We start from the raw sequence: 14,202 nt of genomic DNA, 5'->3' as shown, positions 1-14,202 counted from the left end.
GCGGTTTCCGTGATCGACTGGCTGACGGATCTCTTCTCCTCGCTGCAGGGCTGGTTCTTCGAAACCGTCGTGCAGCCCTTCGTCTATGCGATCGGCCTCGGCGGCTGGACCGAGGACGCCTTCGACGCCACCGGCTGGCTGTTGGTCGGCCTGATCCAGATCGTGGTGCTGGTCGCGCTGATCGGCCCGCTGCAGCGCTGGCGCGCCGTGGAACCGGTGACCGACCGACGCGCGATCCGCATCGACGTGCTCTACACGCTGATCCACCGGCTGGGCCTGTTCCGGCTCGCGATGTTCTTCACGCTGCAGCCGGTGTTCGACGAGCTCATGGGCAGCCTGCGCGCGGCCGGCTGGGGCACCTTGCATCTCGACGAGCTCTGGCCCGGCGTGACCGATGTGCCGGTGGTCGCGTTCGCGATCTACCTGGTGGTGCTCGATTTCGTCGGCTACTGGATCCACCGCGGCCAGCACCAGTTCAACTGGTGGTGGGGGCTGCACTCGCTGCACCACTCGCAGCGCCAGATGACCATGTGGAGCGACGACCGCAACCACCTGCTCGACGACGTCCTGCACGACACGCTGATCGTGATCGTGGCGCAGCTGATCGGCGTGGCGCCCGGCCAGTTCATCGCCTTCGTCGCCTTCACCCAGCTCAGCGAGAGCCTGCAGCACGCCAACCTGCGCCTGAGCTTCGGCGCCCTCGGCGAACGGCTGTGGATCAGCCCGCGCTTCCACCGGCTGCACCACAGCATCGGGCTGGGCCACGAGTCGAACGGCAAGAGCACGCTCGGTGGCCACAACTTCGGCGTGCTGCTGCCCTGGTGGGACATGCTGTTCGGGACCGCCAACTTCGAGAACCGCTACGACCCGACCGGCGTGCGCGACCAGGTCGAGCCTGATGCGGCCGGCAAGGTGCGCGACTACGGCCAGGGTTTCTGGGCCCAGCAGTGGCTGGGGCTCAAGCGCATGGTCGGCCGCGGTTGAGCGCGGCGGCTTCTCTCCAACTGCCCCACCTTCGCGCGGCGCGCGCGCGAACCGGCGAATCGCCCGGCCGTCGGCTCTGGCTTCACGGCCGCGCGGGGCGCGCCGGGTTATCCTCCGGCCCGATGCGCCTGCTCCTCGACTCCTTCTGGCGCGCGGTCGCCTATTGCATGCTGCCGCGCGTGATCGTGCTGTCGTTGCTGCCGCTGGGCCTGATGGTGCTGCTGGCCGCCGTCTCCGGCTATTTCTACTGGGATGCCGCGGTCGCCTGGACGCGCGGCGCGCTCGAGTCCTGGCCGCTGCTGGCCAGCTTCTGGAGCTGGATCGGGCGGCTGTTCTCGGGCGACGTCACCTCGATGCTCGCGCCGCTGGTGGTGGTGTTCGCCGCCACGCCGCTGATCGTGGTGCTGGCGCTCGTCATCGTGGCCGGCTTCATGGCGCCCGCGCTCACGCGGCTGGTGGCCGAGCGCCGCTTTCCCTCGCTCGAGCGCAAGAAGGGCGCTTCCTTCTTCGGCAGCGTCGCGCGTTCCATCGGCCTGACCGTGCTGGCGCTGCTCGCGCTGGTGGTCTCGATGCCGCTGTGGCTGATCCCGCCGCTGGTGCTGATCCTGCCGCCGCTGATCTGGGGCTGGCTCACCTACCGCGTGATGAGCTTCGATGCGCTGGCCGAGCATGCCAGCGCCGAGGAGCGCGCCACCTTGCTGCGCGCGCACCGGCTGCCGCTGCTGTGCATCGGCGTGCTCTGCGGCTACCTGGGGGCGGCGCCGAGCATCGTCTGGGCCTCGGGCCTGCTGTTCGCGGCTGCCTTCTTCGTGCTGGTGCCGCTCGCGATCTGGATCTACACCCTGGTCTTCGCCTTCTCGGCCCTGTGGTTCGGCCACTACTGCCTCGATGCGCTCGCGCAGCTGCGCGGCCAGCGCGCGGCCGCCGCGGCGGCAGCCATTCCGGGCGACGCCGCCGCCATCGAGGCCGACCAGGCCGTTCTCTCCCAATGGAAATCCCCATGACCCGTGAATTCGGCCTGATCGTCGTCGGCGACGAGATCCTTTCGGGCAAGCGCCTCGACAAGCACATGCCCAAGGTGATCGAGCTGCTCGCGGCGCGCGGCCTGCAGCTGGGCTGGGCCGAGTACGTGGGCGACGTGCCCGAGCGCATCACCGCCGCGCTGGCGCGTGCCTTCGCCTCGGGCGACATCGTCTTCTCGACCGGCGGCATCGGCGCCACCCCCGACGACCACACCCGCCAGTGCGCCGCCAAGGCGCTGGGCGTGCCGCTGGCGCTGCATCCCGAGGCCGAGCTGCTGATCCGCGAGCGCATGCAGGACACGGCGCGCGAGCAGGGCGTGGCCTACGAGCCCGACCGGCCCGACAACATCCACCGGCTCAACATGGGCGTGTTTCCCGAGGGCGCCCGGATCATCGCCAACCCCTACAACAAAATCCCCGGCTTCAGCGTGGGTGACGTCCATTTCGTGCCCGGTTTCCCGGTCATGGCCTGGCCGATGATCGAGTCGGTGCTCGACGCCCGTTATGCCGATCTTTTCGTCCGGACCCGGGTCCTGGAGAAGTCCGTGATCGTTTTCGGTGCCATGGAGGCCACCCTCACGCCCCTGATGCAGGCGATCGAGGAGCGCCATGCGCGCATCAAGGTTTTCAGCCTGCCGAGCGTCGATCACCCCCAGTACGGCCGTCATATCGAGCTCGGCGTCAAGGGCGATCCGGACCTGCTCGACGCGGCCTACGGCCAGCTCATCGAAGGCCTGCACACTTTTAATGCACAACTTGGCCCAGAATTGGTGCGTTGATTCCGATGGCACCAATTTGGTGAATTCGATCGCGTTCCAGGCCCCCAAAGTGCCCGCCGCCACGCGTTCGACGCAGGCGACAATGGCACAGAAACTGCATCCCGCATCCCTGTATTCCCAACCACCCATCCAACTCAGGAGAAATTGATGGCAAAGACCGTCGCCGACGTCATGAAGCTCGTGAAGGAAAACGAGGTCAAGTTCGTCGACTTCCGTTTCACCGACACCCGCGGTAAAGAACAACACGTGACCGTGCCCGTGTCGCACTTCGACGAAGACAAGTTCAGCTCGGGCCACGCGTTCGACGGCTCGTCCATCGCCGGCTGGAAGGGGATCGAAGCGTCGGACATGCAGCTCATGCCCGACCCGAACACCGCCAACATCGATCCCTTCTTCGAAGAGACCACGATGATCCTGACCTGCGACGTGATCGACCCGACCGACGGCAAGCCGTACGAGCGCGATCCCCGTTCGCTGGCCAAGCGCGCCGAAGCCTACATGAAGGCCTCGGGCCTGGGCGACACGGCCTACTTCGGTCCGGAACCCGAATTCTTCGTGTTCGACGGCGTGCGCTGGAAGAACGACATGTCGGGCTGCTTCGTGAAGATCGAGTCCGAAGAAGCTTCGTGGAACACCGACAAGGAATACGAGCACGGCAACACCGGCCACCGTCCCGCGGTGAAGGGCGGCTACTTCCCGGTTCCCCCGGTCGACAGCTTCCAGGACATGCGCTCGGAAATGTGCCTGGTGCTCGAATCGCTGGGCATCCCGGTCGAAGTGCATCACCATGAAGTGGCCAACGCCGGCCAGATGGAACTCGGCACCAAGTTCAGCACGCTGATCCAGCGCGCCGACTGGGTCCAGCTGCAGAAGTACGTGATCCACAACGTGGCCCACGCCTACGGCAAGACCGCCACCTTCATGCCCAAGCCCATCGTCGGCGACAACGGCTCGGGCATGCACGTGCACCAGTCGGTCTGGAAGGACGGCAAGAACCTGTTCGCCGGCGACGGCTATGCAGGTCTCTCGGACTTCGCGTTGCACTACATCGGCGGCATCATCAAGCACGCCCGTGCCCTGAACGCCATCACGAACCCCGGCACCAACAGCTACAAGCGCCTGGTGCCCGGCTTCGAAGCCCCGGTGAAGCTGGCCTACTCGGCCAAGAACCGCTCGGCCTCGATCCGCATCCCGTTCGTGTCGAACCCGAAGGGCCGCCGCGTCGAAGCGCGCTTCCCCGATCCGCTGATGAACCCGTACCTCGGTTTCGCCGCGCTGCTGATGGCCGGCCTCGACGGCGTGGAAAACAAGATCCACCCGGGCGAAGCCGCGAGCAAGGACCTCTACCACCTGCCGCCGGAAGAAGACGCGCTGATCCCGACCGTCTGCCACAGCCTCGACCAGGCCCTCGAGTACCTCGACAAGGACCGTGCCTTCCTGACCAAGGGCGGCGTGTTCACCGATGCGTACATCGATGCCTACATCGACCTGAAGATGCAGGAAGTCACGCGCTTCCGCATGGCCACGCACCCGGTCGAATTCGACATGTACTACTCGCTCTGATCGCGGTTTTCCGCTCGGAGTAACACGAAAGGACGGCCTCGGCCGTCCTTTTCGTTGGGGCCGGAACATCCTGTCATCGGGGGCGTCGAATTGCATGAAAATGCGCCTTTTCGCGCTTCCCCGGGCCCTCGAGGTCCCCAAGATCCCATGAAGACTGCCGCACCACTCCTCCTCCTGGCCGCTTCCCTGCTTGCCCTGCCGGCACTCGCGCAGGAGCGCGTCTGGCGCTGCGGGAACGAATACACCAACAACGCCACCGTCGCGCAGCAGCGCGGCTGCAAGGTGATGGAGGGCGGCAACGTCACCGTCGTGCAGGGCGCCTCGCGCGCCGCGCTCGGCGGTGCCGCCGCATCGACCTCCGCGGCCCGCTCGCCGGCCGGCAGCCCGCGGGTCGAGGGCGCCGACCAGCGCGCGCGCGACGGCGAAGCGCGCTCGGTGCTCGAGTCCGAACTGCGCAAGGCCGAGGCCCGCCAGTCCGAGCTGCAGAAGGAATACAACAACGGCGAGCCCGAGAAGCAGGGCAGCGAAGGCCGCAACTACCAGAAGTACCTCGACCGCGTGGCCGAGATGAAGGCCGAGCTGGCCCGCAACGAAAGCGACATCGCCGGCATCCGCCGCGAGATCAGCCGCCTGCCGGCCCCCAAGAACTAACCCGTTCCTGCATCGGCAGGAAGAACACCACAGGATTTCCATGGCTTTCGGAAAGAAGGCGGCAAGCGCCAGTCCGCGCTTTCAGGCCTTCGACCTGCTGTCGACCCTGATCGCGGTCGTCAACGGCAAGGGCTCGGTGCTGTTCGCCAATGCCGGTCTCGAAGATGCGCTGGGCACCTCGCGCCGCACGCTCGAGGGCTCGCAGTTCGGCGCCTGCTTCCACGAACCCCAGGTGCTGCGCACCGCCATCGATGGCGCGAGCGCCAACGACTTCGCCACCCTGCGCTACGAGGCCTTCCTGCGCCGCGTGAACCACGAGCTGATGCCCGTGCAGGTCACGCTGGCCAAGGGCGAGAAGGCCGGCGAACTGATCGTCGAGATGCTGCCGCTCGAGCACCAGGTGCGGCAGGACCGCGAGGAGCGGCTGCTCGACCAGGCGCAGGCCAACAAGGAGCTGATCCGCAATCTCGCGCACGAGATCAAGAACCCGCTCGGCGGCATCCGCGGCGCCGCGCAACTGCTGCAGATGGAGGTCGAGTCGCGCGACCTCATCGAATACACCCAGGTCATCATCCACGAGGCCGACCGGCTGCAGACGCTGGTCGACCGCCTGCTGGCGCCGCACCGCCGCCCGCACGTGGTGGGCGACGTCAACATCCACGAGGTCTGCGAGCGCGTGCGCTCGGTGATCCTCGCGGAGTTCCCGCGCGACCTGCACATCGAGCGCGACTTCGACGTCTCGATCCCCGAGTTCCGCGGCGACCGCGAGCAGCTGATCCAGGCCACGCTCAACATCGTCCACAACGCCGCGCAGGCCCTGGCCGAGCGCCGCGCGGCGGGCGATGCCTGCATCACTTTCAAGACCCGGGTCGCGCGCCAGGTGATCTTCAACAAGCAGTGGTATCGATTGGCACTGGAATTGCATGTCATCGACAATGGACCGGGCGTGCCGGACGCGATCAAGGACCGAATCTTCTATCCGCTGGTGTCGGGCAGAGAGGGTGGTACAGGGCTGGGTTTGACGCTCGCACAGACTTTTGTGCAACAGCATCACGGCGTGATCGAGTGCGACAGTGTCCCGGGCCGAACCGATTTCAAGATATTGATTCCGCTGCCCTAGCAGCCACCGGCAACAAGGAGATGCATGAAGCCGATCTGGATAGTTGATGACGACCAATCGATCCGCTTCGTGCTGGAGAAGGCCCTGCTTCGGGAGGACCTCCCGACCCGCAGTTTCACCAACACGCGCGAAGTGCTGGCGGCCCTCGAACAGGCCGCCGAGGACGAGCAGCAGGGCCCGCAGGTCCTGGTGAGCGACATCCGCATGCCCGGCGGTTCCGGGCTCGAGCTGCTCGACAAGATCAAGGCCAAGCATCCGGGCCTGCCGGTCATCATCATGACGGCCTTCTCCGACCTCGACAGCGCCGTCTCGGCGTTCCAGGGCGGCGCCTTCGAATACCTGCCAAAGCCCTTCGACCTGCCGCGCGCGGTCGAGCTGATCCGGCGCGCCGTCGACGAGAGCCAGCGCGAGGAAGTGGCCGAGGAACGCATGGTCGCCGCGCCCGAGATGCTCGGCCAGGCGCCCGCGATGCAGGACGTGTTCCGCGCCATCGGCCGGCTCTCGCAGAGCAACGTCACGGTGCTGATCACCGGCGAATCGGGCTCGGGCAAGGAGCTCGTGGCGCGCGCGCTGCACAAGCACTCGCCGCGCGCCAACGGCCCCTTCGTCGCCATCAACACAGCGGCCATCCCCAAGGACCTGCTCGAGAGCGAACTCTTCGGCCACGAGCGCGGCGCCTTCACGGGCGCGCAGACCATGCGGCGCGGCCGCTTCGAGCAGGCCGAGGGCGGCACGCTGTTCCTCGACGAAATCGGCGACATGCCCTTCGACCTGCAGACGCGCCTGCTGCGCGTGCTCAGCGACGGCCACTTCTACCGCGTGGGCGGCCACAACTCGGTCAAGGCCAATGTGCGCGTCATCGCGGCCACCCACCAGGACCTCGAGCAGCGCGTGAAGCTCGGCGGCTTCCGCGAAGACCTGTTCCATCGCCTCAACGTCATCCGCCTGCGGCTGCCCGCGCTGCGCGAGCGTGGCGAGGACGTGCCCGCGCTCACGCGCCACTTCCTGCAGCAGAGCGCGCGGCAGCTCGGCGTCGAGCCCAAGCGCATCTCCGATGCGGCGCTGGCCAAGCTCGCGGGCTTCAATTTCCCCGGCAACGTTCGCCAGCTCGAGAACATCTGCCACTGGCTGACCGTGATGGCGCCGGCGCAACTGATCGAGGCCAAGGACCTGCCGCCCGAGGTGCTCGCCGCCGGCGGCGCGCCGCTGCTGTCGCCCGACAGCCACGCGGGCGAGCCCGCGGTGGCCGTGCCCGTGGCGTCTCATGCGCCCGCGCCTTTCGTGGGGACGGCGGTCGACAGCGTGGTGCCGGCACCCGCCGTCGCGGCGCCCGCGCCCGGGGACGCGGCCGGCAACTGGGAAAGCGGCCTCGAGGCCGAGGCCCAGGCACTGCTCGCGGCCGGTCGCACCGACGTGTGGGACGTGCTGTCGCGCCGCTTCGAATCGCGGCTGATCCTCACGGCGCTGTCGAGCACGCGCGGCCGCCGCATCGAGGCCGCGCAGAAGCTCGGTATCGGCCGCAACACCATCACGCGCAAGATCCAGGAACTCGGCATCGAGTGAGCGATGCCCGGCGAGCCGGCGGCCTCGTTGCCGCCCGGCTCGTCTGCTGCTTCAGCGGCTGCGCTGCCCCTGCGTCAGCGAATCGAGCTGGAACTTCCCGCTCTTGTCCCAGAGCCAGGTGTCGATGTAGGTGTGGCCGCCGAGCTTGCCCGGGTTGGGCAGCGGCGAGGCCGCCTTGATCAGCTCCTCGATCATCGGTGGCACCTCGGGCGCATGGCTCGGGATGCGGCTGAAGGTCACGCCCGTGACCTTGCCGTTCGCGTCGATGTCCGTCTCGACCACCACCACCGCGTAGACCAGCGGCGGGATCTTGCCCTTGTAGATGCGTTGCGCGTACTTCGTGTAGATGTGGCGCGCGCCGATCTTGCGGTAGGCCCGGACCACGGGCGTCTGCGTCGTGATGAGGCGCACCGTGGGCACCTCGGACTTGGCGGGCGGGCCGTCGTCGGGCGCGGTGGCGGTACCGCCGGGGCTCGCGGGGCTCTCGCCGCCGCCCGCGGGCTTCTTGTCGAACACGCCGCAGGCCGCGAGCGACAGTGCCAGCAGGGCAATGGTGGCTGTCCTGGCGATCGCCACGCCGGGCTTCCTGGCCTCAGCCACCGAGGTCCACGTCGAGCACCACGGGCGCATGGTCGCTGGGCTTTTCCCATTTGCGCGGCACGCGGTCGATGACGCAGCCCCGGACCTGCGGCTTGAGCGCGTCGCTCACCAGCACGTGGTCGATGCGCAGCCCGCGGTTCTTCTGGTAGCCGAGCATGCGGTAGTCCCACCACGAGTAGCTCTTCTCGGGCTGCTCGAACATCCGGAAGCTGTCGGTCAGGCCCAGGCCGAGCAACTGCTTGAAGTGGTCGCGCTCCTCGGTCGTGTGGTGGATGGTTTCCTTCAGGCCCACCGGGTCGAAGCTGTCGCGGTCCTCGGGCGTGATGTTGAAGTCGCCCAGCAGCACCAGATTCGGGTTCGCGGCCAGTTCGGCGCGCAGCCACTCGCGCAGCGCGTCGAGCCACTTCATCTTGTAGGCGAACTTGTCGGAGCCCGGTGCCTGGCCGTTCACGAAGTAGCCGTTGACCACGCGCACCGGCCCGCGCGGCGTGTCGATGGTGGCGGCGATCACGCGCGACTGGTCGTCGGTGAAGCCGCCGATGTTCTTCACCACGTCGCGCACCGGTGCGAGGCTCAGGATCGCGACCCCGTTGTAGGTCTTCTGCCCGAACACCGCCGCGTCGTAGCCGGCCGACTTGAGGATCTCGAGCGGGAACTTGTCGTCGCTCATCTTGAGTTCCTGCAAGCACAGCACGTCGACCGGGTTGGCGATCAGCCAGTCGAGCACGTGCTGCAGGCGGGCGGTGAGGGAGTTGACGTTCCAGGTGGCGATTTTCATGATGAAGGCGTGCGTTCCTGCATAGCGCCGGATTGTGGCTGCGGCATGCAGGATGACGGATGGAAGCTGTTGCAGGATGTAGCGATGACGCAGGCCAAGCGCAGCGGCAGCTTATCAAATGCCTTGCATGGAAGCGCGTATCGGTGGCGACTGACTAGCGCTCGCGGGTCCCGGTCGGACCTCTAATGACAGCACCTGCCTGCCGGTCAGTGAACCGCGGCGATCGCAATCGTCTTGCGCATCACGGGGCGGCGCACGTCGCCCTCTATGCGCTCAAGTTTCAATCCGAAGGCGCGCCGCATCACGCCGTCGAGGATGCCCAGGCCGAACTGGAATTCGTTCTCGCACGATTGAGCGAACTGATCTCCATCCAGGTACATGCAGGATCCTCCGCACAACTGGAGCACCGGACAGTGGCTGCAATGTTCCCGATACGCCCAGTGGGTCGAGGTGTCGAGCTGGACTTCTTCCATTCGCAGGGCGGAGCCCAGTCCATGCTTGGAGGTCGCGCCGGTGTTCTGGCAGGTCAGCACGTTGGAGTGCAGGTCCACGGCGAGATGGTCGCTGCGGTCCATGCCGCATTTCTGGCCCATGGAGGATGAGGGCGTTCCCTGCTCGATGAACTTGAGAAAATTCCGCGCTCTCTCGAGCAAGGCGGGCATCCTGAGGGCCTCGCCGGTCTCGAAGGATTTGGCCACCGAGGTTCTGAGGCGCTCATATTGCTCGCTGCTCCATATGCCGGGTCCCGCGAGCGCGCGGTCGTCATGCGTTGCGACCACGCCCTCGAAAGAAGTGACGACATCCTCGTCGTCCAGTTTCCGCGCGAACCACTGTCGCATGGCGGTCGGATCGCAGTTCTCCGGCGTGAGCACGGAGCTGAAGATCATCCGTTGCCGAGGCTTCCGTTCGGTCCACAGGGCGCGAATGAAACCGAAGCGCTGCGGATCGTCGAAAGGGTCGGCGCCCCGGACGTGTTGACCGGGACCATCGTGCGAGAGCGTGATCCGGATGTCGTAGGCGGCGATGAAGTCGACGATCTCCTGGGTCAGGAGACTGCCATTGGTGACCATGGAGAACTCAGCGTCCGGAGATCGTCGGTCGAGTTCGGGGACGAGTACTTGGAGTTTTCTGAAGTAAAGCAGCGGCTCGCCGCCCCAGAATTCGATCTGGTCTGGCGCGCCTTCGAGCCAGTTGTCGAGGTCGTTCAGAAAGGACTGGGCATCGGCCGTCCTGGTCAACGCCATCGAGTCGACCTGGCTGGCCTGGTTGCAGTAGGAACAGCTGTAGTTGCAACCCAGGCCCAACTGGATCTTGAGAACCACGGGATCTGTCCGTTTCGTTCCCGGCTGCGAGGGGCTGACGCGGACTGCGTCCTCGAAGGGGGGCGGGCGGCCCGGCTCTGCCTTCCCGGCAAGCACCGGACTGCCGTCCTGGTTGGTCAGTGCGCTCGCATGGGGGTCATAACGCAGGCGCACGGACTCTCCGGCCGCATTCGTGCAGTGAAGAATGAACATCCGGAGCGTCCTTGGGTCGCCGGCTCAGCGTTCGCTGACGCGTTGGGTGCGACGCTTGCTGCGCGCGGGCTGTGGCAGCGGCGAGATCGCGCTGCAGTCGTTGCCCGAGCCGGCAACGAAGAGCGCTTCGTCTCGCAGGAAATCGATGTTGGATGCTTCCACGACGATCTTGCACTCCAGCTGTTGCGGAGCCCGGCGGTTTTCGACGGCGTTGTTGACGAGATGGTTCTTCATGAAAAACTCCTTTTGTTGGATCGATGGGCGAAGAGAACTGGAACAGGATCTGGTTTCTATAAGTCGTCTCCCTGAGTAGGTTTGTCAGGTGCAAGGATGGACATCGCGTCCCGCGCGCACTGCCGCGTGCAGCGCGATGCCCGAGAGCGCGCGCAGCCCCAGCGGCTCGACGCCGGCACCGAACCAGATAGGCAGCAAGCCCTTCACGAACGCTCGCGCGACATGCAGCGGCGTGCGCCCCTGGTCGAGCGCCGCCGACGGCGGTGTCAGGTCGCAGAACAGCACATCCAGCTTCAGTCCGATCAGGTGGTCGAGCAGCCGGGGGCCATCGGAAGGAAGGCGTTGCGCCGACACGTCCTGTATCGAGATCGAGGTGGGGCTCTCGAGCAGCCAGTCGGCGTTGCGGAATTGAGCACGGGTGTTGAAGAAATCGCCATGCTGGCTTGCCTGCTTCACATCGACGGGTTGCATCGACGGATGCACGGGGCGGCCATACCGCTGCTGGATGCGGCTCTCGGCTTCGCCGAGGGCCGAGTCCACTGCTTCGTCGAAGTTGAAGCCCGCGGCCGTCGTGAGCGAAGTCATCGCCGACCCGGCGTTCTGCGCGAAGACGGCGACCACCGGCAGATGGACCGACGGGAGCTGATGCAGCGAGACGGCATAGCCCGCGGTACGCAGGCACTTCAGGCGTTCGCGCAGGGAAGCATCGATGCCCGCCTCGTGGATGCGTGGCGGGGGAGAGCGTGAAAGCCATGCTCGAACGAAAGCATCGCGTTCCACCAGTTCGACCAGCGCACGCACGCGCGCCGTTGCCATGTCGGTGAAGGCGGCCACGCCGGAGGTGCTGGCATTCGTGTAGAGCGCAACGGTGTCGCGGCGCGACAGCGCGCTCGATGCGTACACGCATTGCGACAGGATCCATGCGATTTTGCCGTCGCGCGCATCGGTCGCCGGACTCCAGGCGTGCGTTCGCCGGGTGGAGAACGCTCGGAACGGGAAGTCCGCGCGACGGTACTGGGCGTCGGAGTAGGCGACGAGTTCCCGCGGATCCACCGCATGCTCGATCGCGTCGAAGCGGTCTCTGCGGGGCTCTTGAGACACCGTGGACCATCCGATGCGCTCCCAGCCCTCGGCTTCGGCCTTGATGGCCGCGATGCGCGGATTTTCCGAGCGGCCCGTCGCCCACAGCACATGGCCGGATGCGCGGCCCAGGGGAATCGGCCCCGCCACGGCGACACGCACCGGCAGCGGCAGCTTCAGCGTGTGCATCGGAAACGGATGCAGCGGGACCCGCTCCTGTGCCTGCCGGGCCAGCCGCTGCTGGTCGCGCGTGGGCGTGGCTCCGAGCACGATGGCGGGAAGCGGGTAGAGCGAATGCCCGAGGCCGAACAGCGATTGGACTTCCATCTCCACGGTGTCGCCGCGAACGATCGTCGACATGCTTTCCTCGAGCGCCGTCAGCGCGGCGTTCTGCAGTGCATGCCCGGCTTCGATGAGCGCCAGCGTGAGCGAGCGATTGCCATATTTCTGGCCCACGAACTCGAGATCGGCCACGGGGTAGACGGCGGCGTGTGCGAAACGCAGAACCCCTGGCGTCAGCAGCGTGTTCCAGGCGTCGTCGATGGCGCCCGGAACCGCGCGCAGCGATATCGCGCCACCGAACTCCCCGGTCGCGTGGTAGTCGACCTCGTACAGGGCCGCCGCGTACCTGCCCGTGGGGCGGAACAGCGCAAGGAACCACCGCAGGCCATAAAGCGCGCCGCCGGAGGGCACCGTGCGGCGCACCCGCTCGCCGTCCGCCTCGAGAACGCCGTACAGCGACCACAGGACATTCACGATGGATTGCAGCGGCAGCGCGCGGTCGTCGAAGGTGCGCACGCTCTCGCGGGCGCGAAGGGCGCGCGCGAGCGCCGTGTCGGCGGGGCGCAGCAGTTCGCCCGCGGAGGCTTCGCGCCGCAGCCTGCGCTCGGTGCTTTCCTTGAGCGCATGCAGCGCCGCGGGGTCCTGAAGTGGTGCCGCGAGCGGCTGTGGTGCCCAGCCAAGCCGCGCGTGCTGCGCGAGGGCCTGCCCGGCTTCGACGATCACGCCCTGGTCGAGCATCGTCCGCAGGCAGGCGTCGACCTCGGTGACCGGCCAGCGCTCGCTCAGGTCGCGATGCACGGCCTGCCACTCGGTCCGGCCGTCGCATTGCCGCTCCACGGCACGCAGGAACTCGGCCGGCGCATGCACGCGCAGCCTCTTCAGCGGCAGCTCGCACAGCATGCCGTCCCTGCCGTAGGTCCAGCGGCCCGCGGCAACGGGCCATCGGGGCGTCGCAAACGGGCGCGGGTACTGGGAGGTCTGTGAAGTCATGCCTCGACGGCGCTGGCCAGCGCCATGCTGCTGGGTGCGGGATCTCGGTATCGGATATCGAACAGCGATGCAAGCATGGGTCCATAGCCGGTGGGCGGCAGGATGGGATTGGAATTGGCCTCCAGCCACCAGACCTCGTCGCTCGCGTCCACCACAGCGTCGAGCGCATACAGCACGGGCAAGCCCAGCTCGGTGGTCAGTGCATCGTGCATGCATGCGCCCATGCGTTCCACCTGCGTCCGCACCGCCAGAGAAAGGGCATCGAGATCGCTGTCCGAATGGGCCTGGATCGGGCTGTCCGCATAGAGGCGCCCGTATCTGAATTCGATCCATGCCTCCTGGCCGATCGGCAGGACGCTGTCGAGCCCCAGCCCCTGGAACGCCAGCGACGACACCAGCCACGGCCGGTCTGCCGTCTCCGGCACCCGGCGGTCGAGACGGCCCAGCCTCGTGGCGACCAGCGCTTCGATCGTGGACGCACCGTCACCCGCAACGACAGGCCGCTCGTGCAGATGGGCGTGAAACGGCCTGTCTCCCCAGAACCAGACCTTCAGGTTCCTGCCGACGACGAACTGCTCCGCGAACAGCCCCTGCTCCAGGCGAGCGGCATGCCCATCGGATTTCCACGCCTCGACGCCTGCGCGATAAGGCCCGAAAACAGCCTGGCCGAACGAGCCGACGGGCAGCTTCAGCAGATGGTTCTGATCGACGTTGCCTGGCAGCTTCCATGAGCCCGGTGTCCGAAGCTGGTTGTGCGCGAGGAATCCCTTGAACGCGAGCTTGTCGCTCGACAGTGGCCAGCGCAGCGGGCGGTAGGGCAACCAGCCGATGAACCCCGAGACCGACGGGCTGAGGACGGTGGCATAGCTCAGCGAGCTGCCGCTGCCATTGAGGAACTGCGGGTGCAACTGGCAGCGCGCGCCCTCCCATTCGACGTCGACGCGGAACGTCTTCATGTCCAGGCGCAGCTCGGCCTGGTGCGCGATGCCCCAATCCTGCAATGCCCGGAAATGATTCAGCGTGACCCCGATGTACGACACGA

At 66.8% G+C, this 14,202-nt stretch carries 13 protein-coding genes; 7 read left to right on the top strand and 6 right to left on the bottom strand.

The features are described from left to right. The first annotated feature begins 9 nt into the window (after nt 1-9). The 7 genes from ACEN9J_RS11390 (at nt 10) to ntrC (ending at nt 7,682) form a co-directional block, all read left to right on the top strand. A complete protein-coding gene (locus ACEN9J_RS11390; protein ID WP_057589618.1) occupies nt 10-984 on the top strand; it encodes a sterol desaturase family protein in 975 nt (324 codons plus the stop codon). A 122-nt stretch (nt 985-1,106) separates the two neighbouring features. Then, nucleotides 1,107-1,988 (top strand): EI24 domain-containing protein, encoded by an 882-nt coding sequence (locus ACEN9J_RS11385; protein ID WP_413764120.1) that lies wholly within the window; start codon nt 1,107-1,109, stop codon nt 1,986-1,988. Continuing rightward, nucleotides 1,985-2,785, top strand: a complete 801-nt coding sequence (locus tag ACEN9J_RS11380) for a competence/damage-inducible protein A (RefSeq protein WP_057589620.1) — start codon at nt 1,985-1,987, stop codon at nt 2,783-2,785. The genes ACEN9J_RS11385 and ACEN9J_RS11380 overlap by 4 nt, the downstream gene beginning before the upstream one ends. 147 nt (nt 2,786-2,932) lie before the next feature. Continuing rightward, entirely contained in the window at nt 2,933-4,348 is a 1,416-nt protein-coding gene (glnA, locus tag ACEN9J_RS11375; RefSeq protein ID WP_057589621.1) for a type I glutamate--ammonia ligase, read from the top strand. 147 nt (nt 4,349-4,495) lie between these two features. Further along, nucleotides 4,496-4,999, top strand: coding sequence for a hypothetical protein (locus ACEN9J_RS11370; RefSeq protein ID WP_057589622.1), 504 nt, complete (start codon nt 4,496-4,498; stop codon nt 4,997-4,999). A gap of 40 nt (nt 5,000-5,039) precedes the next feature. Next, nucleotides 5,040-6,119, top strand: coding sequence for a nitrogen regulation protein NR(II) (gene glnL, locus ACEN9J_RS11365; protein ID WP_057589623.1), 1,080 nt, complete (start codon nt 5,040-5,042; stop codon nt 6,117-6,119). Between the two features lie 24 nt (nt 6,120-6,143). After that, complete coding sequence (ntrC, locus tag ACEN9J_RS11360) at nt 6,144-7,682, top strand: nitrogen regulation protein NR(I) (RefSeq protein WP_057589624.1); 1,539 nt, start codon at nt 6,144-6,146, stop codon at nt 7,680-7,682. 51 nt (nt 7,683-7,733) lie between these two features. Here ntrC and ACEN9J_RS11355 read toward each other — a convergent pair whose 3' ends face one another. From ACEN9J_RS11355 to ACEN9J_RS11330, 6 genes are all read right to left on the bottom strand, one after another. Continuing rightward, nucleotides 7,734-8,258: a hypothetical protein gene (locus tag ACEN9J_RS11355; protein ID WP_413764119.1), complete on the bottom strand. Its 525-nt coding sequence runs from the start codon at nt 8,256-8,258 to the stop codon at nt 7,734-7,736. Nucleotides 8,259-8,274: 16 nt separating this feature from the next. Continuing rightward, nucleotides 8,275-9,060: an exodeoxyribonuclease III gene (gene xth / locus ACEN9J_RS11350; RefSeq protein ID WP_057589626.1), complete on the bottom strand. Its 786-nt coding sequence runs from the start codon at nt 9,058-9,060 to the stop codon at nt 8,275-8,277. 206 nt (nt 9,061-9,266) lie between these two features. Next, complete coding sequence (locus tag ACEN9J_RS11345) at nt 9,267-10,574, bottom strand: radical SAM protein (RefSeq protein ID WP_413764118.1); 1,308 nt, start codon at nt 10,572-10,574, stop codon at nt 9,267-9,269. 24 nt (nt 10,575-10,598) lie between these two features. After that, complete coding sequence (locus ACEN9J_RS11340) at nt 10,599-10,808, bottom strand: hypothetical protein (RefSeq protein ID WP_413764117.1); 210 nt, start codon at nt 10,806-10,808, stop codon at nt 10,599-10,601. A gap of 84 nt (nt 10,809-10,892) precedes the next feature. Further along, complete coding sequence (locus tag ACEN9J_RS11335) at nt 10,893-13,160, bottom strand: YcaO-like family protein (protein WP_413764116.1); 2,268 nt, start codon at nt 13,158-13,160, stop codon at nt 10,893-10,895. Continuing rightward, nucleotides 13,157-14,200, bottom strand: a complete 1,044-nt coding sequence (locus tag ACEN9J_RS11330; protein WP_413764115.1) for a hypothetical protein — start codon at nt 14,198-14,200, stop codon at nt 13,157-13,159. The genes ACEN9J_RS11335 and ACEN9J_RS11330 overlap by 4 nt, the downstream gene beginning before the upstream one ends. Nucleotides 14,201-14,202: the final 2 nt, after the last annotated feature.

This window comes from Variovorax sp. Varisp41, from assembly GCF_047325085.1.
Lineage (GTDB): Bacteria > Pseudomonadota > Gammaproteobacteria > Burkholderiales > Burkholderiaceae_C > Variovorax.
Note: the sequence above shows the minus strand (reverse complement) of the source record. Positions and strands in the feature narration are given on the sequence as shown.